General features: G+C 37.5%; 14 protein-coding genes. 10 read left to right on the top strand and 4 right to left on the bottom strand.

All coding sequences use genetic code 11. From position 1 onward, the window contains the following. Both BLW28_RS13385 and BLW28_RS13380 read left to right on the top strand, forming a co-directional pair. Positions 1-654 (top strand): T9SS type A sorting domain-containing protein (locus BLW28_RS13385; protein ID WP_143036892.1); only part of this gene is annotated, 654 nt, incomplete at its 5' end. A gap of 422 nt (positions 655-1,076) precedes the next feature. Continuing rightward, complete coding sequence (locus tag BLW28_RS13380; protein ID WP_073221852.1) at positions 1,077-7,205, top strand: GEVED domain-containing protein; 6,129 nt, start codon at positions 1,077-1,079, stop codon at positions 7,203-7,205. A gap of 598 nt (positions 7,206-7,803) precedes the next feature. On the opposite strand, the gene BLW28_RS13375 is transcribed toward BLW28_RS13380, so the two are convergent. From BLW28_RS13375 to BLW28_RS13365, 3 genes are all read right to left on the bottom strand, one after another. After that, positions 7,804-8,178, bottom strand: coding sequence for a hypothetical protein (locus tag BLW28_RS13375; protein WP_073221849.1), 375 nt, complete (start codon positions 8,176-8,178; stop codon positions 7,804-7,806). 120 nt (positions 8,179-8,298) lie between these two features. After that, positions 8,299-8,703 (bottom strand): rhodanese-like domain-containing protein, encoded by a 405-nt coding sequence (locus BLW28_RS13370; protein WP_073221857.1) that lies wholly within the window; start codon positions 8,701-8,703, stop codon positions 8,299-8,301. Between the two features lie 5 nt (positions 8,704-8,708). Beyond that, positions 8,709-9,020 (bottom strand): rhodanese-like domain-containing protein, encoded by a 312-nt coding sequence (locus tag BLW28_RS13365; RefSeq protein ID WP_073221847.1) that lies wholly within the window; start codon positions 9,018-9,020, stop codon positions 8,709-8,711. 690 nt (positions 9,021-9,710) lie between these two features. On the opposite strand from BLW28_RS13365, the gene BLW28_RS13360 reads away from it, so the two are divergent. From BLW28_RS13360 to BLW28_RS13345, 5 genes are all read left to right on the top strand, one after another. Then, positions 9,711-10,301, top strand: coding sequence for an anthranilate synthase component II (locus BLW28_RS13360; protein ID WP_073221844.1), 591 nt, complete (start codon positions 9,711-9,713; stop codon positions 10,299-10,301). A gap of 132 nt (positions 10,302-10,433) precedes the next feature. Continuing rightward, positions 10,434-10,562, top strand: a complete 129-nt coding sequence (locus BLW28_RS16075; RefSeq protein WP_262481121.1) for a hypothetical protein — start codon at positions 10,434-10,436, stop codon at positions 10,560-10,562. Then, positions 10,562-10,693 carry a 30S ribosomal protein THX gene (locus tag BLW28_RS13355; protein ID WP_073221841.1) on the top strand — a complete coding sequence of 44 codons (132 nt, stop codon included), beginning with the start codon at positions 10,562-10,564 and terminating at the stop codon, positions 10,691-10,693. Before BLW28_RS16075 ends, BLW28_RS13355 begins: the two co-directional genes overlap by 1 nt. A gap of 181 nt (positions 10,694-10,874) precedes the next feature. Then, the gene (locus tag BLW28_RS13350) at positions 10,875-12,188 is read left to right on the top strand and encodes a hydroxymethylglutaryl-CoA reductase, degradative (RefSeq protein ID WP_073221839.1); all 1,314 of its coding nucleotides are present in this window, start codon (positions 10,875-10,877) and stop codon (positions 12,186-12,188) included. 238 nt (positions 12,189-12,426) lie between these two features. Continuing rightward, positions 12,427-13,329 (top strand): GYDIA family GHMP kinase, encoded by a 903-nt coding sequence (locus BLW28_RS13345; RefSeq protein ID WP_073221836.1) that lies wholly within the window; start codon positions 12,427-12,429, stop codon positions 13,327-13,329. Between the two features lie 229 nt (positions 13,330-13,558). Here BLW28_RS13345 and BLW28_RS13340 read toward each other — a convergent pair whose 3' ends face one another. Continuing rightward, a complete protein-coding gene (locus BLW28_RS13340) occupies positions 13,559-14,470 on the bottom strand; it encodes a mechanosensitive ion channel family protein (RefSeq protein WP_073221833.1) in 912 nt (303 codons plus the stop codon). A gap of 403 nt (positions 14,471-14,873) precedes the next feature. On the opposite strand from BLW28_RS13340, the gene cas9 reads away from it, so the two are divergent. The 3 genes from cas9 to cas2 are packed head-to-tail and all read left to right on the top strand — an operon-like array spanning position 14,874 to position 20,604. Then, on the top strand, positions 14,874-19,334 hold the full coding sequence (cas9, locus tag BLW28_RS13335; RefSeq protein WP_073221830.1) for a type II CRISPR RNA-guided endonuclease Cas9: 4,461 nt from the start codon (positions 14,874-14,876) through the stop codon (positions 19,332-19,334). Positions 19,335-19,338: 4 nt separating this feature from the next. After that, the gene (gene cas1, locus BLW28_RS13330) at positions 19,339-20,253 is read left to right on the top strand and encodes a type II CRISPR-associated endonuclease Cas1 (protein ID WP_073221827.1); all 915 of its coding nucleotides are present in this window, start codon (positions 19,339-19,341) and stop codon (positions 20,251-20,253) included. Beyond that, on the top strand, positions 20,254-20,604 hold the full coding sequence (cas2, locus tag BLW28_RS13325) for a CRISPR-associated endonuclease Cas2 (RefSeq protein WP_177165895.1): 351 nt from the start codon (positions 20,254-20,256) through the stop codon (positions 20,602-20,604). The last annotated feature ends 98 nt before the right edge of the window (positions 20,605-20,702 follow it).

The following is a 20,702-nucleotide window of genomic DNA, read 5'->3' as shown; positions in this document are numbered from 1 at the left end:
CCCGTACACGATAGCTTCGGAATTATATTTGCTGAAGGAAATGACAACGGATTAACCCCTGCCGATGCAGTGAAGCCTATGAACTTCTACGAAAATCTAGGAAGGGACCTAAACGGAACCTACTTAAGCATCGAGCAAAGGGCGTTGCCACAAGCTGCTGAGGTGTACCCAATGTACTCAATAGGTTATACTAAATCTGATTACACTTTGAAGGTTATTGTTGAAGGTTTGGAAGCTAATTTCTTGTACTTAGATGATCACTTCACTGGTACAAGTATGTTGTTAGAAGCTGGAGAAAACTCGTACAGCTTTAGGGTTGACCCTAACGATGCGTTGAGCATTGCAACCGACCGTTTCTCAATTAGAACAGCGCAACGTTTAGGAGTTGATGACAACAGTTTATTGGTTGGCATCAGATTGTTCCCGAACCCATTGAATGGAGATACATTCTACATCAATGCACCAAAACTAAACGGGGAGCAATTATCTGTTAGCATTAGTGACCTGACAGGAAGGAATATTTATGCGCAAAATTTGGAATCTATCGCCAATACGATATCTGTAAAAATAAGCACAAATCTTGCTGTTGGTGTATATCTCGTAACGCTAACCCACAAAGGTGAATCTAGCACCTATAGATTGATAAAAAAATGATGGTTTAGTCATAAAAATTATAGACTTACATCAACAATATTTAACAAAACAGTTAAAAGATCCAAAAGCGGTTCCTAATGGAGCCGCTTCTTATTTTTAACATAATTTCATAAAAATAACGTTACACTTGCTAAATTGGCATTTCGAGTTCAATAAATAAAATAGTCTCAAAAACCAAAGAAAAATCCCAACTATCTTATATTCAGAAGTTTGCGGTAATTTTGACATTTCTCTTTTCGTATAAATAAAAAATATTTGATTTAGACCATAAAATTTGTTTAAATTGCGTTAAAATAGCAATTGTGTTTGTTTAAAAAGAGGCTGGTTTTAGTAAGGTTCATAAAACCAAAGAAATTTTTAAACAAACACACACCTATTTTACAGTAACTAACTCTTAAATTATTAACCAAAATGAATGAATTATGAAAAAAACTGTATTTTTTCTTTTAGCGCTATTTATGATTTCCCTCTCATGGCAAGGACAGGCGCAAAGTTATTGTACACCCTCTATGGGTGGTTATGGTGTTGAGCCAATTACCTCTGTGGTTTTTGCAGGTATCAACAATACCTCAAGTGCATCTACAAGCTCACCTGGATATGAGGATTTCACCAGTCTTACTCCTGCTGAGATTTCGGTAGGGGATTCTCCGAGTATTACCTTAAAAGGTAACGCTGATGGTCCCTATGGAAATTTTTATACTGTGTTTATTGACTGGAACCAAAATGGTATCTTGGACGATGCAGGTGAGATGTATCAATTAGGATATATTGTTGGTTCTACTGGGACTGATAATATATCACTTACAGGGGTCATCGCCGTGCCGCCTACTGCTTTAGCCGGAAATACCCGTATGCGAGTCATAAAGGATTACTATTATGAGCCTGGGGATGAGCCAGAAGATCCTTGTGGAGATTATGACTATGGACAGGCAGAAGACTATACGGTGAATGTTTCTATTCCGACGTGTCTTGCAGTAACAAATGTGGCGGCTACTATAACGTCGCTAACTGCAGCTACTATTAGTTGGACCGCTAGTTCACCAGCACCTTCTAATGGTTATGAATATGCACTTACAACTTCTAGTACTCCACCTGCTTCTGGAACAAGTACTTCAGCTACTTCTGTATCGGGAGTTGCTCTTTATCAAAGCGTAAACAATTACGTTCACGTTCGTTCCAATTGTGGCTTAAATGGCTTTAGTAGTTGGACTACTTATACGTTTATGGGGCCTACTCCTGGTCAAATTGGCGAGTTAGAACTTGCTGCGAATTTGCCAATAAACTCTTGTAACAATTTTAATTACTCCCAGCAATTATATTTTGCTGATGAATTGGATGTTGCCACAGACGGAGGAGGCAATTATATTAGCAAAATACGGTTTTATTATCAAACAGCACCTACCTCTACAGCCAACTGGAACAACTGGACCGTTTATATGGCTAATACAACCAAGACTGAATTTACTAGCGCTACCGATTGGGTTGCAGGGTCTGAATTAACCCAAGTATTCTCCGGAGCTCTTAATATACCTGCTGCTGGAAATTGGATGGAAATCACATTAAATCCCGGATTTATGTGGGATGGCACCAGCAATTTGGTTATTGCAATAGATGAAAATGTAAGTGGTTATAATTGTACAGCTGCCTTCGGAGCCTTTAATGATCCTTCAGAAGTTGGCCGTACATTACTTCATACTAGCGACCCTGTAAATGCTGATCCCAACGCCCCACCTGCGGCAACTGGATGGTATTTAACAGTAAACACATTACAATTAGAGGTAGGCACACCTCCTTCTTGTTTAAGTCCATTAGCTTTGACTGCTGATGCTATAGCCGCAACAACTGCAGATGTTTCATGGACAGCTGGAGACACAGAAACTGCTTGGAATATTTCTTGGGGAACGCCTGGGTACACTCCGGGTGATGGAGACCTTGGTACTGCGTCGGTTGGTACAACCACTTATCAGATTACTGGATTGACAGCGAGCACTCGCTATGATGTCTATATTCAGGCTAATTGCGGTGGCGATGTAAGTGATTGGGTAGGACCAGTCTCTTTTACGACCACTCAGATTCCTGCAGTTCTTCCTTATTTAGATGACTTTTCCACTAACCAGTTCTCATTTGTAAATGGAACACAAACCAACAAATGGGCTTACGGAACGGCGGCAGGTAATCCTGGAAGCTCCATCTACATTTCGAATGATAATGGCACTACCAATGCATACACGACAAATGCTAGCAGTGTAACCCAAGCTTATAGAGATATTTCAATCCCTTCCGATGCCACTTCTGCGGAATTCAGTTTCGATTGGCAGGCTACAGGTGAAGGTACAACCTATAAATATGACTACTTACGAGTTTGGATGGTTCCTACATCTTTTTCGCCAACTGCTGGTTCACAAATAACAGCTGCAGCCGATAGGATTAAAGTTGGATCTGATTTTAACCTAGGAAGTGGCTGGACAACATACCAAAATACTACTCTTGACTTAAGTACTTTTGCCGGACAGACAATGCGACTTGTATTTGAATGGAGAAATGATTCTAGTGGCGGGGCACAGCCTCCAGCAGCCATTGATAATATTAGCCTTGAAATTCCTACCTGCCCTGCACCATTGGACTTAATGGTTGATGCTGTAACTACAACAACAGCAGATGTTTCTTGGACAGACCAAGCATCTACAAGTGCTTATGATGTTAAATATGGCACTCCAGGTTTTGACCCAAGTACAGAGGGCACTATGGTTCCTGGAAACGCTACAGGTGCGACCTTGACAGGTCTCACAGCAAACACTTCCTATCAGTTTTACGCGAGAGCCAAATGTGGTGTTGGGATTGGTGGTAGTACAAGTTCGTGGGCAGGACCTATTACTTTTAAGACAGCATGTGGCGCAGTAGCCGCAATGTTTGAAAATTTCGATTCATACGCTACAGGAAATATTGTTCCTGATTGTTGGGAAAGAATGGTGCCAGCTACCTCTGCAGGTAGTCAGTCCATATCTTCAACTTCTCCTGCTTCAGGAAATCGAAATATTTATCAGTATACTTCTTCTACTTCGAACTCTGTAATTGTTGCATTACCATTGTTTTCTAATGTTAATGCCGGAACTCATTGGTTGAAGCTTAAAGCAAGAGTAGGTTCAGGAACTGGTACCCTTTCGGTAGGATATGTTACTGATGTAAGTGACTACAATAGTTTTACATTAATTGAAGATGTTACTATTACCAATACTAGCTATGCTTCAAATTCGGAATACACAGTGGTCATTCCTAACACGGTTCCTGCTGGAGCAAGATTGGGTATTAAAAGTGCAGCCAATGGCACTAGCCATTATTGGGATGATGTGAGCTGGGAGCAAGTACCATCTTGTTTTGAGCCAACAGCGCTTGTTGCAACAGGCGTAACCGAAACGACAGTAGATATTGATTGGACGGCTGGAAATACTGAATCAAGCTGGAATATTTCTTGGGGTACTCCTGGATATACTCCTGGTGATGTTAATGAAATAGCAACAGCTATTACTTCTGTTACTAATTACCAAATAACTGGTTTAACAGCTGAGACTGAATATGATGTATACGTACAATCTGATTGCGAATCAGATGGAACAAGTGACTGGGTTGGACCTTTAGGTATTTACACAGGATATTGTATTCCAACTACAACTTCAGATTTGGGTCATATTGGAAGCGTTACCATAACAGGTGATTTAGGACAAGACATTAGCAACCTTGATTCAGGTCCAGGTTTAGACGGAAGCGGTTATAGCGACTTTAGTACTCAAACTGTGATGGTAACACCAGAAAGCGACATTACGTATAGTGTTACTATTGCATCTGGAACAACAGGTTTGAAAATCTGGATAGATTGGAACAACGACCTTATGTTTGATGAAACAACAGAATTGGTTTATCAAACAAGCAGCTATAGCGGAAGCCACTCAGGTTCTATCACTATGCCAGCAGCTGCTGGAAGTTATAGAATGAGAATTGGGTCTTCATACACACCAAGTACGGGTCCAGCTAATGCTTGTGGTCACACCGGTAGTGGAGAGTTTGAGGACTATACCATCGAAATTGTTCAACTAGCAACTTGTACGGAAGCAATTGCTGGAACAGTTGTAGGCAGCACAACAATGGAAGTATGTGCATTGGCACCTTTCAGCATGTCTGTTACAGGTAATTCAGAACCTGCAGACGGATTGACTCGCACTTGGCAATCATCTCCAGCAGGAGCAGGTACGTGGACTGATTTAGATGTAGCGTCTTCAACAATCAATATCGACTCTGGAATTGACACAGCAACAGACTATCGTTACCACGTAGAGTGTATCAACGGAGATACAGATGATTCTGCTATAATTTCGGTAAGTATAAATCCAGATGCAACCGCATGTTATTGTATACCTGAAGGAACAAATTCAGCGCGTTTCATCGATAACTTTGCTACCACTGATGGAATTCAAAATATTTCCAACCTTGGCAGTGGATTTTCTACTGGAGGATATGGGGATTTTACAGCTATGACTCTTGAAGCAAATGCTGGTGATGAACTTAACTTTACCTCTGGCATTGTTGGAGGAAGTGCTGGATTTAGAATCTGGGTTGACTGGAACCAAGATGGTGCATTTGATACTATAGAAGAAGTAGCCTACCAGAGTTCAGGTTATAATACTGCTCATGTAGGTAGTTTTACCATCCCGTTTGATGCAGCTACAGGACAAACACGAATGCGAATAGTGAGTCATTGGCTTTCTCTCTCAGGGGATGTTGATCCTTGTGAAACTGGTTTCTCGTATGGTGAATTTGAAGATTACACAGTAATCATCAATGCAGTTCCAGGCTTTGTATACAATAACGGCGCTTGGTCACCTAGTGATCCAAACACCAATGCAACTGCCACTGATGACATTACGGTAGTGGATGGTGTAACAAGCTTTACTGCAGATATAGAAGTTAACAATATCACTGTTATGAGTGGCGCTACTTTAAATGTAGAAAGCGTGTTGACTTTTAATGGCGACCTTACTATTGATGGTGACCTTGTATTCGTAAGCACAGCTACTGGAAACGGAGAGCTTGCCGCAGTAAACGGTACTTCAACCATTACAGGTAACGCAACAGTACAGCGTTATGCACAAAACAAACGTTCATACAGAATGGTAAGTAGTGCAGTTACTACAACAACTTCTATCCACGATAACTGGCAAGAAGGTGCTGCAAACAGTACAGATAACCCAAGCCCAGGCTTTGGAACGCACATTACTGGTAGCACAACTGGTCAAAATGGTTTCGATGCTACAGCAACAGGTAACGCGTCTATGTTTACAGTAGATGTATCAACACAACAGTTCCAAGCAATTGCTAATACTGATGTAAATACACTTACTGCCGGTGATGCTTATTTATTATTTGTTCGAGGCGATAGAAGTATTGATTTAACCGATCCTACTGACAACGTATCTAGCGAAACTGTGCTTCGTGCTACAGGTGCATTGGTAACAGGAACCAACACTCAGAATTTTGCTTCAGCAACTGCAGGTAACTTTGTGATGTTTGGTAACCCTTACCAGAGTGCCGTGGATGTAAACAGTGTGTTTGCTAGTTCAACTAACGTGAACAGCAACTTCCTATATGTTTATGACCCAAGCTTAGGAACCTACGGATCTTATGTTACTGTAGACTTACCAAGCGGAACTAGCGGATCTACTGCAAACCAATACTTGCAGCCAGGACAGGCAGCTCAAGTTCAGGTAACTGGTCCTGCGACTATCATTTTCAACGAAAGCGATAAAGCGCCAGGTAACTTTACTTCGACCAATGCTAGCCCGATGATGGAGAACGATATGTTGACTGTTCAGTTATTTACAACTGAAAACTTCAACAATCACGGTGCAGAACATGACAGCTTTAGAATCTTGTTTGGAGAAGGTAACGATAACCGTCTAACGCTTGCAGACGCTGTTAAGCCTATGAACTTCTACGAAAACCTAGGAAGGGATCTTAACGGAACTTTCTTAAGTATTGAAAGAAGAGCGCTGCCAGAATCAGCTGAGGTATATCCGCTATACAGTGCAGGATATCAAGCAAATGACTATACTTTGAAATTGACTGTTGATGGTTTGGAGGGTAGCTTCCTTTACCTAGATGATCACTTCACAGGTACAAGTATGTTGTTAGAAGCTGGAGAAAACACGTACAGCTTTAGGGTTGACGCTAACGATGCGTTGAGCATTGCTACCGACCGTTTCTCAATTAGAACAGAGCAACGTTTAGGTGTTGATGACAACAGCCTACTTGCAGGTATACGCCTATTCCCTAACCCATTGAATGGAGATACATTCTACATCAATGCACCAAAATTAAACGGGGAGCAATTAGCAGTTAGCATTAGCGACCTGACAGGAAGAAACATCTTTGAACAAACAATTGATTGTCGTGCAAACACGGTAACTATACCAATGGGCGACAATGTAGCTTCTGGTGTTTACCTTGTAACTCTTAAACACGGTGGGGATTCTAACACCTACAGATTGATTAAAGAGTAAGAATTAGAATACCTTGTTTTAGACTAACAACACAGTCTTTACAAGACAGTAATTTTAAAAGAGCGGTTCCGAAAGGAGCCGCTCTTCTTTTTTAGAGAACTTTCTTACCTATATTTAATTACTAACGGCATACCGTCTACCGAAACGGACACAATCCCGGCAAGTAAAAAAACAATTGAGGAAACGCCTCGTAGGGACATAATCTGATAATAAACCGAACAATATTTTAAACATCCCTATTAAATTGGTACAACTTCTTGATAAGTTGAGTAAATTAATAGGGAGATTCATGAAAAACATGTACAACTTTTGAATAAAAGTTGTACATGTTTTTTATAAAGGTTGTACATGTTTTTAGGAAAAGTTGGCTACTTTTTAAATGTGTAGAAATCAGCAGTAAAAACAAGCCATTATGTGAAGTTACAAAATTTTAATAAAAGATAATAGTCCCAATAACTTTTCTGGTGACATCTTTTGGGTTCACTAGTCTAAACACTAATTCTCATAACCACAATTATTGTGATACATACAATATAGTAGTCATTTAGTGGATAACTGGAAATAAGTTAAATTAAAAAGGATAGTTCATCAAGAAAAACTAAGCTATTTTTATTTCCTCATCGTCTCGAAGCCTATCCAAATCATTTAACAAATGTCTAAAAAAGCATTCATTATAAGCTCCAACCGATACACAACCCGAAAGGGTTTCTTCTAGATCAGTATAATTTACGTTTTGTAAGATCGCGCCTTCAAAATCGCCAATTTCTAACGATTTTGAATTTGAAGGTTTTGAATTTCGCACTGAAATTATTTTATCCTCGTAATTCAACTCTACACTCAAGGCATCAAAAGAAAATCTTAGTAAAGCACGATGAAACTTTTGAAATTCCAAGCTAGGCACTTTATCAAAAGCACAACTCTCCTTAATTAGTTTTTGGATCTCCTTCCTAATCTTATCCTCTCTTTCTTCCATACTCATAAAATTAAATTACAAGCAAAGATAGTGTGAGAACCGAAGTTAAGATACAAAGTATAAAGCTTTTAGCTATACTTTAACCTAGAAACAAATAAATAGTTAATGATTTTGGGAAAATTATTGTACAGTTTCAAAATCCTGACGCTCCCAATTAAGATAACCACCCTCCATGTCGTAAATTTCTTTAAAGCCTAAATCTTTTAACATTTTGGCAGCACGAGCACTTCTTTTACCACTTCGACAGTATAAATAGATTGGTTTATCCTTATCCAATTTTAAAATATTCTCTTCAAAATCGGCATCGGTAACACAAATATTTTGGGCATTATTAAGGTGACCCTCTCTAAACTCTTCTATGGTTCGTACGTCGACCAATTGTCTTTCTCCGTTATCATAAACAGCTTCTTTCACTTCTTGGGGCGAAATAACTTCAATTCCCTGAGCAGAACTAACATCTTTACAAGCCGTGAAGAATAGTAAAACCGAAATTGCAATTACAGAAAATAAACTTCTCTTAAACATAATTTTTATTTTTTTATTTCTCCGTTCCAAGTCATCATCCCTCCAATCAAATTATAAGAATTTTTAATCCCTAGAGAATCGAATAGCATACACGCTTGACCACTTCTTCCTCCAGACCGGCAATAAACGTAATAATTTTTTGAAGGATCCAGTTTTTGTGCTTTTGCATAGAATTCAGATGTATTCTGAATATCCATTACAACTGCACCTGGGATAATACCTTCTGCAACTTCTCCTTGTGTGCGCACGTCAAGAATAACCGCATTGTCATCTTTTTCCAATAATTCACGCCATTTCTCTTGGGTTATATTTTCCATCTAAATTGTTGATTTTAGGTGCAAAAATAGGAAATCATACTGAAGTTTCAAGTATCTTAAACCCAGTAATGATAAAAGCGTACTTATAACAATATAGTTTTGCGATACTTAAAGCATTTAAACTAAGTTTACATTTAGCGCTAGCGCGTCGATGTTGCTCGGAATAGAGCACAGGTGAAATACTCAGTGCACAAGAAAGTTATTATTAAACTTACTTATACTACATAGCACTGTTGTTTGATTAAAACATATTGTCTTATCAAAGCCAGACCAATAAAGACTTAAGGTTATTTAGCTTACTAATGGCCTTACTTTTTCATCTTATTTAGAAACAAATCCATAATATTAATATGCAATCTGATTTATAATCTAAAAATCTTCTTTTACAATAATTTACTTTTTAAGTCTTGGCTCCCGACTCGACGACTGGCAGGCTTGGTACTAGCAGAACAGCGGGCCGCCCAAACGGGCCTTTCCTGCGCGAATGAATACGTAAAGGCGGGCGGTACGGGCGGGACTTGTTTCTCTCCTCGGACGCTAATGCTCAAATAAACGAAAGATGTTGCACGATAGGCAAATTTTAAAAAAAGAACTTAAGAATAACAAATACCAAGTATATTTGAACACATAAACAATCTGCTTCATTTTAAATAGAATTAGAAAAACAACAACCATCAGCTAAGCAAACGGATGCTAGAGAACAATCCCAAACAAATCAAAATAGTGGTCATTGATAATTATGACAGTTTTGTGTACAATCTGGTGCATTATTTAGAAGAAATAGATTGTAAGGTTACAGTATTGCGAAACGATCAATTTGAATTAGAAGACATAAAGTATTTTGATAAAATTGTACTCTCCCCTGGCCCAGGAATTCCAGATGACGCTGGATTATTGAAACAAGTAATTAAAGAATATGCAGCCACTAAACCTATTCTAGGAGTATGTTTAGGTCATCAAGCCATTGCCGAAGTCTTTGGTGGAAAAATAGAAAATTTAAGCACTGTTTATCACGGTGTTGCAACGAACGCTATAATAATTTCTCCAAATGAACCTCTTTTTAATGGATTGCAAAAACAAATAACAATTGGTAGATACCATAGTTGGATTGTATCTAAAAATACATTGCCAACTGATTTAGATATTACTTCGGTAGATGAGGAAGGTCACATCATGTCGCTTCGGCACAAAGTTTTTAATATTTGTGGCGTACAGTTTCATCCAGAAAGTGTGCTTACCCCAAACGGAAAAGAAATCATCAAAAACTGGATAAAAAGCTGACAATAAAAATTTTAGCTCTACTTTTACGTAGTGCCTGTAAACTCACTTTAACCAATATTTAGGAAGAATTTAATATATTTTCTAGATTCATTTACCTACTTTGGTAATACAAATTATTAAAAAGAGGAAATCATGGAAAAGAAATTTGAACGAAAAGTAGAACAAAAAAATCCTACTAATCCAACTGGTAACACCAGCCAGAAGACAAATAAGTTTGATATTGATGAGAAAACAATTAAAAAGCAACAAAATAAAAAATAATGGGAAAAGGAGATAAAAAAACGAAGCGCGGTAAAATAAGCATAAGTAGTTACGGCAAGCTTAGACCACGCAGAAAGAAATTTACTGTGCGTCCCTCCCCGACAAAAGGCGCACAGAAACCCGAGGCGTAAAGAGAAGTTCGAGCTCGGTTACTGTTTTAAAAACAGTAATTCAAATAGAGACTTCCTTTAACCCTCATTTAAAAGGCAACTGAATACCCATTTAGGGTTTTAGTTGCCTTTTCTTTTTACAAATGACTTCTAAGAAACCCTCCCGAAATCCTATATTTGCATTTCATATTTAAATACTTCCATGAATCGAGCTGTTTCTGGATTTTCCAAAAAATCTAAAACTGAAAAAATTGAATGGCTGGCGGCAAACTTTCTGCAAAATAGTCCAGACTCCATTAAAATTCTAGAGAGTTACTGGAATGAAGATGCTTCATTACAGCAACTTCACGACGACTTTATTGAAAACACACTTAGCAATTATTACCTACCCTTTGGTATAGCACCCAATTTTCTAATAAATGGCGAAATGCGCGTACTGCCAATGGTTACTGAAGAAAGTTCGGTGGTGGCGGCGGCTAGCAATGCTGCTAAATTCTGGATGGAACGTGGCGGTTTTAAAGCCGAAGTGGTTTCCACTGAAAAAAACGGACAGATACATTTCAATTTCTTCGGAAAAGAAAAAGATATTGAAGATTTTTTTGAAGCAATAAAACCCAAACTTCGCACTAGCATACAGTCGATTGAAAAAAATATGAAAGCGCGTGGCGGCGGACTTTTAGAGCTTTCATTAGTTGACAAATCAAATATTTTGGACGGGTATTTCTATATACATGCCACGTTTGAAACACTGGATGCCATGGGTGCCAATTTTATTAATAGCTGTTTAGAGCAAATAGCCCAAACTTTTGAGGAAGAAGCAAAAAACTTCGAACCCTTTAAACAAGCGGCAACCTATCCTGAGGTTGTAATGAGCATTCTCTCCAACTACGTACCCGAATGCTTGGTTCGTGCAACAGTGAGCTGTAAGGTAGACGAGCTAACCACGAAACAGCACGAAGGAAGGTATTTTGCAGAAAAATTTGTACGCGCCATTGAAATAGCAAAAACGGAAACGCGACGTGCCGTAACCCACAACAAAGGAATAATGAACGGCGTTGATGCTGTGGTATTAGCTACTGGTAATGATTTCCGCGCCGTTGAAGCTGGTGTTCACGCCTATGCTTCAAGAAACAGTTATTACGGAAGTCTTACGCACGCAAAAATAGAGAACGATGTTTTTACTTTTTGGATTGAACTGCCTTTAGCAATAGGCACAGTTGGCGGTTTAACGTCACTTCACCCCTTGACAAAACTCGCTTTTGAAATTCTGCAAAAACCAAATGCAAAACAACTGATGCAAATTATAGCCGTTGCTGGACTGGCTCAAAACTTTGCTGCAATCCGATCATTAGTAACTACTGGAATTCAAAAAGGGCATATGAAAATGCATTTAATGAACATCTTAAACCAATTAAATGCTACAAAAGCTGAAAAAGAGAAGGCAATAGAACACTTTAAAGAAAATGCGGTGTCGTTCAGTGCGGTGGTGGGGTTTTTGGAGAAAATTAGAGATTAGAGATTAGAGATTAGAGATTAGAGATTAGAGATTAGAGAAAAATAAAAATGCACGTTTTAATTGTGGATGGGTAAGAATAAAGTAATAAGAATTGGCGTGATTTTATAAACATTGATGCGAAGACGATTAACGAAATTTAAAAATTATAGTGGCATTGCGAGCACTTTCTTTTAAATAATATTTGACTCCACTCCTTGTGCCCTCTGTGCCGCTGTGGTAAATAGATAGCCTATACAAAATGAACAAATCCTTCCACAGTAACGGAAAACTATTACTCACGGGCGAATACGTTGTGCTTGATGGGGCGATTGCGCTTGCAATTCCTACAAAATATGGACAATCGCTTCATATTGAAGTTTTGGAACAGGATGAACTGCAATGGACAAGCCTCGATGAACTAGGATTGGCTTGGTTTGAAGAATCTTTCACTTTAGAGGACTTTACACCATCAAACCCAGATAATAAATATGCAATTACCTTATCGAAAATTCTTCGTGAAGCTAGAAATTTGAATCCCGATTTTCTAAAAACCAACAGAGGGCTAAAAGTTAAAACTACATTAGACTTCCCTCGAAACTGGGGTCTTGGCACCTCCTCTACCCTAATTAATAACATTGCGCAATGGGCAAAAGTGGACGGGTTTACACTGCTCAATAAGAGTTTTGGAGGTAGCGGATACGACATTGCCGCCGCGCAAAACAACTCCCCAATTTTATACCAAATTAAAGATAGCACTCCAAAAACCGAGCAAACAAAACTCTCGTGGAAGTTTAAAGACTCCTTGCATTTTGTACATTTAAACAAGAAGCAAGACAGTAAACAAGGCATTTCACATTACCGAAATACTGAAGTTTCCAACACTACAATTCAAAAAATATCTGTTATTAGCAATCAGCTTGTACAATGCGCTTCACTTACCGAATTTGAAAAACTGATAAACCTACACGAGAAAATCATTTCCAAAACCATTCAAATACCCACCATTAAGTCACAACTTTTTCACGATTATCCAAATGCTGTTAAAAGTCTTGGCGCTTGGGGAGGCGATTTTGTATTAGTTACAGGAACCGCTCAAGATATGGCGTATTTTAAGAATAAGGGTTTTAATACGGTTGTCCCGTTTGAGGAGATGAGCTGGTAAATTAAAAATAATAGTCTAAGTTGATACAGGGCATGCCCTGCATCAACTGCCCTTAATCAACTGCCCTTAATCATCCTGAAGCGTCGTCTAGGAATTGACCAGAATATTAGGAAATATCGGCAGGGTAATTTGGGTTCATCATTCACCAGAACCTAAATCCATACCATAACTTTTATTGCTAGATCTTTTTCAGTATAAATCTTCCTAAAAGCCAAAGAAATCTGAGTGTTCATTCTTCGTTGGTTTTGGGAAACTCAGGGGCATTTTTAAATTTTAACGGAATTGCATCTTCAGAGCCGTAGATTTTAATTTCCTTAATATCTGCTGGCAGGTTGAATCCTTTATCCAACAACACCTCTTTCACTTCCCTAATTACGAGGCCTCGCAAGACTCTTGAAGCCCTGCGGTAATCTTTGGTATCCACCCAAAAAAACACTTTCAGATTCACCGTGCTCGCCGCCAATTCATCTTCAATAACAAAATTTTCGTGGTCGATATCGCGAACTATTTCAGTATTCCTATCAAGGATTTCCTGAATTACTTTTTTTGCTTCCGAAATATTGTCTTCATAACCGATCCCTACTATAAAATCGACTCTAAAGAAACCATCTGCTGTGTAATTTTCAACTGGCTTGGTAAGAACATCGCTATTTGGGATATAAATATCGCGACCGTCAAAAGTTTTAATGTGTGAATATCGAAAACTAAGCTCTTTAACCTTTCCAAATATATCGTCAATCTTTATGGTATCGTTGATGCTAAACGGTCTGTTGAAGGCGAGAATTATTCCTGCTAAAAAATTCTTACCAATATCTTGAAAGGCAAAACCAAGAATAATTGCACCTCCACCAACGGCTGTTAAAAGTCCCGTGGCAATACCATCCAAGCCAGCCACCTGTAAAGCGACCATGATAGCCATAATTATCAAAATAATTTTAATGGCCTGTGCCAAAAACTTAGCCATTAACGGGTCTTCAGATTTTTGTTGGAATCTGCGCTTGTAAATATTTGTAAGCAATTGAGCAAGTAGTACCCCTAAAATAATAACTAAAACCGCCAAAGCAATACGCGGTAGTATTTGTAAAAACCTATGGTAATACAAGTTGAGTGACTGTTCAATAATCTCGGTTGTTGATTGCATTTGTGGTAGTCTGTTATTTCCTTTAAAGATAGATAATCTAAAATAAGCAAAAGCACATTAATGGAGGTTCAACTATTTTTTAAATGGTGCAGCTCTATGGGTTACTATTTTTGGCTGATGTTTTACTCATAGAGATAATTGCTTGAAGTCAATACCATCAAATATTTAAGCCTACGCCTTTATATATTATGTTTTGGAGGTCGTGAAACATAAAAAAAATGCCCCACATTAGAAGGTGAGGCGGCTTAAATGTTTTCACAACGGAATAATCCTTATTGTGAATTACTTTAGAATTGTAAAACAAATATAAGCATAATGTTTTTAACACACAATGTGGTTTCCCGTAAAGAATTCTTAAAAATATTTAATATGTTTAGCTTTTGTTAACATTACAATTATTATTATGAAAAGAGTTTTAGGATTGGATTTGGGTACCAACTCGATTGGGTGGGCTTTAATAAAGCACAACTTCGGAACAAAAGAAGGTGAAATTAACGATATGGGCGTTCGTATTATACCAATGAGTGCGGATATTTTAGGGAAATTTGATGCAGGGCAGTCACATTCGAAAACAGCTGAAAGAACTGGTTATCGTGGTGTTAGGCGTTTATACCAACGTGATAATTTACGTAGAGAACGTTTGCATCGCGTATTGAATATACTTGGTTTTTTACCTGAACATTATGCTGAACACATCGATTTTAAAAAACGTTTGGGACAATTTAAGGATGGTAAAGAAATAAATCTCAACTATAAACCTAATGCGAATGGGAAGTACGAGTTTATTTTTAAATCTTCATATCATGAAATGCTTGTTGAGTTTAAAAATTCACAACCCGATTTATTCTATATAAAGTCCAATGGAAAGGAAACGAAAATACCTTATGATTGGACACTTTATTATTTACGCAAAAAAGCTCTTTCACAACCATTGACTAAACAAGAGTTGGCCTGGATTATTCTAAATTTTAACCAAAAGCGAGGGTATTATCAGTTGCGTGGAGAAGAAATTGACGACGATAAAACCAAACAATTTGTTCAGCTTAAAGTAAGAGAAGTTATTGATTCTGGCGAATTCGTAAAAGGAAAGCCATTGTTTGATGTGATTTTTGAAAATGGCTGGAAGTATGATAAACAAGTGGTCAAAACCGAAGATTGGATAGATAGAACAAAAGAATTTATAGTAACTACAAAAACACTAAAAAACGGAGATATAAAAAGAACTTATAAAGCAGTTGATTCTGAAAAAGATTGGGCTGCCATAAAAGCAAAAACTGAACAAGATATTGAGCGCTCTAACAAAACAGTTGGTGAATTTATTTATGAAGCTTTAATTGATAATCCTACCCAGAAAATAAGAGGGAAACTTGTAAAAACCATCGAACGTAAATTTTACAAAGAAGAATTAGAAAAAATATTGACCAAGCAAATTGAACTTCAACCTCAACTTTTTACTACCAATTTATATGAAGCTTGCATTAAGGAATTATACCCGAGAAATGAAGCTCACCAAAACGCCATAAAAAACCGCGATTTTCTTTATTTGTTGATGGACGATATTATTTTTTATCAACGTCCGCTTAAAAGTCAAAAATCAAACATTTCTGGATGTCAATTTGAGCATCAGATTTATTTAAAAACCAATAAGGAGACCGGAAAAAAAGAAAAAGTTAACCAAGCTGTAAAAGCAATACCGAAGTCACATCCTCTATTTCAAGAGTTTAGAACTTGGCAGTGGTTGCAAAATTTAAAAGTCTATAATAAAGTAGATACAGATAAAGGCGAGCTTACCGATGCTACTAAGCAATTATTACCTAACGAAGAAAGCTGGGTAGATTTATACGACTTTTTACAACATAAGAAAGAACTAGACCAGAGTCAGTTTATAAAATATTTTATAGAGAAGAAACTAATCAATAAAACTGAAAAAGATTATTACCGATGGAATTATGTTGAAGATAAAAAGTATCCTTTTGCTGAAACCAAAGCGCAATTTATTTCCCGCTTAACAAAGGTTGAAGGCATTGACGACATTAATACGTTTTTAGATAAAAAAACACAGCTAGGCAATAAAGACAACAGCCCTTTTGTATCTAGAATTGAACAATTGTGGCATATTATTTATTCGGTATCAGATATTAACGAATACAAATCTGCTTTAGAAAAGTTCGCCTTAAAACACAATATAAATAAAGAATCATTTGTAGATAATTTCATCAAATTCCCACCTTTTAAAAGCGAATATGGCAGCTACTCTAAAAAAGCATTAAACAAATTATTGCCTTTAATGCGTAGAGGTAAATATTGGAACGAAAATGATATTTCAGATATCGTAAAAAAACGTGTTTCTGAAATTATGGAACGGGTTAATGCGATTAACTTAAAAGAAGGTTACAGCGCTAAGGAGTTGGCAGAAGCTTTGGTAGATGTTAGTGATGATGATGTAAAAAAACAACTTATAAAAAGTTTCATTCCGTTTAAATATAAAAACCCATTAAAGGGGCTAAACACCTACCAAGCTACTTATTTGGTTTATGGTAGGCACTCGGAGGTTGGCGATATCCAAAACTGGAAATCACCCGAAGATATAGATACATATCTTAAAAACTTTAAACAACATTCCCTTCGCAATCCTATAGTAGAGCAAGTGGTTACCGAAACATTGCGGGTTGTACGCGATATATGGAAACACCACGGTAAAAGCAAACCTAATTTTTTCAATGAAATACACGTTGAATTAGGTCGTGAAATGAAAAATCCAGCAGGAAAACGAGAACAAATTTCAAAACGAAATACCGAAAATGAAAATACCAACCATCGCATTAGAGAAGTTTTAAAAGAATTAATGAATGATGCTTCTATTCAGGGAGATGTTAGAGATTATTCGCCTAGTCAACAGGATTTATTAAAAATATATGAAGAAGGTGTTTATCAAAACCCAAAAGTAGATTATTCAAAAGTTAGCGAAGATGAAATTGCTAAAATTAGACGAAGCAATAGTCCAACGCAAAAGGAAATTCAGCGTTATCGCTTGTGGCTAGAGCAAGGCTATATTTCGCCATATACAGGTAAACCTATTCCATTATCCAAACTGTTTACACACGAATATCAAATAGAACATATTATACCGCAGTCGCGCTATTTTGACAACTCATTGAGTAATAAAATTATTTGTGAAAGTGCCGTAAATGAAGACAAAGACAACAAAACAGCATTTGAATATTTAAAAGACAAAAGTGGTAGTGTTATCAATGGTCATAAATTATTAAGTCTTGCGGAATACGAAGCCCACGTTGCCCAATATTTCAAAAACAACCGCCAAAAGCTTAAAAATCTATTGAGTGAAGATATCCCGGAAGGGTTTATCAATAGACAATTGAACGACAGTCGTTATATTAGTAAATTGATAAAAGGTTTATTGAGCAATATTGTTCGCGATGAAGGCGAGCAAGAAGCCACTTCAAAAAACTTGATTCCTGTAACGGGTTCTGTATCCTCTAAACTTAAAAACGATTGGGGCTTAAACGATAAATGGAACGAACTTATTTTACCTCGGTTTGAACGTTTAAATCAGTTGACACAAACCAATGATTTTACAACAACCAACACCAACGGCAATACCATACCTACTGTACCTGACGACTTGCTAAAAGGCTTTAGCAAAAAACGTATAGACCATCGCCATCACGTTTTAGACGCCTTGGTGGTGGCGTGTTGTACGCGAAATCATGGTCATTATCTAAGTGCTTTAAACGCTGAAAAAGAAAATTATAGTTTGCGTAATAAATTACTTATCGTAAACGAACAAGGAGATTACACAAAAGCCTTCCAAATGCCGTGGCAAGGATTTACAACTGAGGCTAAAAATCAGTTGGAGAAAACAGTCGTTAGTTTTAAGCAAAACTTGCGTGTTATTAATAAAGCCAACAATAAATTTTGGTCTTATAAAGATGAAAATGGCAAACTCAACTTGGATAAAAGCGGTAAACCAGTTAAGAAACTTCGCAAACAAACTAAAGGTGATAATTGGGCAATTCGCAAAGCAATGCACAAAGAAACGGTCTCAGGCAAATACAATATTGAAACGCCTAAAGGCAAAATAGCAACTGCGGTAAGAGGTTCTTTGGCAGATATTAAAAACGAAAAGCATTTGGCGAAAATAACCGACCCGCAAATAAGGGAAGTTATTTTACCTAACCACCTAAAAAAATATGTAGACGAAAAAGGAAAAATTAATTTTGATATCGCCTTTAGCGATGAAGGAATCGAAGATTTAAACAAAAATATTGTCGCTTTAAATTATGGTAAAAATCACCAACCCATACGTAAAATTAAGTTTTTTGAAGTAGGAAGTAAGTTTTCTATATCCGAAAATGAAAATTCAGCGAAGAACAAGAAATACGTAGAAGCTGCAAAGGGCACCAACCTCTTTTTTGCTGTGTATTGGGATGGTAAAAAGCAAAAAAGAAATTACGAAACCATACCGCTAAATGAAGTTATTGCTCACCAAAAGCAAGTGGCACATTTACCAAAAAGTGAACGTTTACCAATACAGCCTAATAACAAAAAGGGTGAGTTTTTATTTACCCTCACACCTAATGACTTAGTTTACGTGCCAACAGATGAAGAGCTCACAAACATAAATGCAATCGATTTTAATAACTTAAATCAAGAACAGGTTAATAGGATTTATAAAGTCGTAAGTTTTACAAATACTAGACTGTATGTTGTGCCATTTTATTCAGCCAAACCAATTTATAATAAAGTTGAATTTACACAACTTAACAAAGTGGAGTTTACAGACGAAAAGATTTTTATGTTTAAGCTTCAGGTAGACAGACTCGGTAATATATCCAAAGCATAGCATAATGATCAAACGTACTTTATTTTTTGGTAATCCTGCCTACTTAAGCACCCGAAACGAACAATTGGTGGTAAAATTTCCTGCGGAAGAGAAGGCGGAAGTGACGATCCCCATAGAGGATTTAGGGTATATTGTTTTGGAGGATCCACAGATTACAATCACCAACGGACTATTGATGAAGTTGGTTCAAAATAAAACTGCCGTGATTACTTGCGACAAGCAACACCTTCCCTGCTCACTTTTACAACCACTTGTGGGACATACAGAGCAAACCGAGCGCATTCGCTACCAACTGGACGCCAGTCTGCCACTCAAAAAGAACTTATGGCAGCAGACTGTACAAGCCAAAATTGAAAACCAAGCGGCGCATTTAAAAGGACGAAGTAAAAGCGAATTAAAACTAAAGCGCTGGGCGAGCGAAGTAAAAAGTGGCGATAGCGAAAATCATGAAGCCTTTGCAGCAGCATACTATTTTCAAAATATTTACACGGATTTAGTGCCAGAGTTTTCCCGCAACCAGAAAGGTATCGCGCCAAACAACTTATTGAATTATGGGTATGCAATTCTAAGAGCTGTGGTGGCACGAGCACTGGTAAGTAGTGGTATGTTGCCGTCAGTTGGTATTTTTCACCGAAATAAGTATAACGCCTTTTGTTTAGCCGATGATATTATGGAGCCTTACCGAATTTATGTAGATGCGGTAGTGTATGAGATTTTGGAGACGGGTGCAAATGTTGAAGAGCTTACTACAGCTATAAAATCACAGCTGTTAACCATTCCCGCACTTGATGTATTTATAGACGATAAATGGAGTCCGTTGATGACTGCGGTAAGCAGAACCACCAACAGTTTACACGATTGCTTTAAAGGAGGTAGTCGCAAAATTCTATATCCGCAATTTTTGATAAATACTTCGTAAATGATTGACCAAAGCAATTTTTCAAGATTAAACCAATATCGCAGTATGTGGGTACTTGTATTTTTTGACTTACCAACCGAAACAAAAACAGAACGCAAAGTGGCTTCCCGTTTTCGGAAAAACTTGTTGGATGATGGGTTTGCTATGTTTCAATTCAGTATTTATATGCGTTTTTGTGCCAGTAGAGAGAATAGTAGTGTACACATCAGGCGAACAAAAAACAATCTTCCCAAAAAAGGCAAGGTGTGTATTATGCAGATAACGGACAAACAATTTGGCATGATGGAACTTTTTCATGGCCAAAAGGAAGTTGAAACCGAAGCCCCTTCGCAACAGTTGGAATTGTTTTAGGGTAGAAATTAAAATCTGGGAGGAAACGAGAGGTTTCGACTGCGCTCAACCTGATATTTAGAATTCTAGCAACCTCATTAAAAAACAGGATACCAACT

The sequence above is a fragment of the Aequorivita viscosa genome, from assembly GCF_900106795.1.
Classification (GTDB): domain Bacteria; phylum Bacteroidota; class Bacteroidia; order Flavobacteriales; family Flavobacteriaceae; genus Aequorivita; species Aequorivita viscosa.
The sequence above is the reverse complement of the archived record's forward strand: the minus strand, read 5'-3'. Positions and strand labels throughout refer to the sequence as shown.

Coding starts and splice junctions, on each gene's coding strand:
- BLW28_RS13380 (WP_073221852.1), top strand. CDS start 1,077: ATGAAAAAAACTGTATTTTTTCTTTTAGCGCTATTTATGATTTCCCTC.
- BLW28_RS13375 (WP_073221849.1), bottom strand. CDS start 8,178: ATGGAAGAAAGAGAGGATAAGATTAGGAAGGAGATCCAAAAACTAATT.
- BLW28_RS13370 (WP_073221857.1), bottom strand. CDS start 8,703: ATGTTTAAGAGAAGTTTATTTTCTGTAATTGCAATTTCGGTTTTACTA.
- BLW28_RS13365 (WP_073221847.1), bottom strand. CDS start 9,020: ATGGAAAATATAACCCAAGAGAAATGGCGTGAATTATTGGAAAAAGAT.
- BLW28_RS13360 (WP_073221844.1), top strand. CDS start 9,711: ATGCTAGAGAACAATCCCAAACAAATCAAAATAGTGGTCATTGATAAT.
- BLW28_RS16075 (WP_262481121.1), top strand. CDS start 10,434: ATGGAAAAGAAATTTGAACGAAAAGTAGAACAAAAAAATCCTACTAAT.
- BLW28_RS13355 (WP_073221841.1), top strand. CDS start 10,562: ATGGGAAAAGGAGATAAAAAAACGAAGCGCGGTAAAATAAGCATAAGT.
- BLW28_RS13350 (WP_073221839.1), top strand. CDS start 10,875: ATGAATCGAGCTGTTTCTGGATTTTCCAAAAAATCTAAAACTGAAAAA.
- BLW28_RS13345 (WP_073221836.1), top strand. CDS start 12,427: ATGAACAAATCCTTCCACAGTAACGGAAAACTATTACTCACGGGCGAA.
- BLW28_RS13340 (WP_073221833.1), bottom strand. CDS start 14,470: ATGCAATCAACAACCGAGATTATTGAACAGTCACTCAACTTGTATTAC.
- cas9 (WP_073221830.1), top strand. CDS start 14,874: ATGAAAAGAGTTTTAGGATTGGATTTGGGTACCAACTCGATTGGGTGG.
- cas1 (WP_073221827.1), top strand. CDS start 19,339: ATGATCAAACGTACTTTATTTTTTGGTAATCCTGCCTACTTAAGCACC.
- cas2 (WP_177165895.1), top strand. CDS start 20,254: ATGATTGACCAAAGCAATTTTTCAAGATTAAACCAATATCGCAGTATG.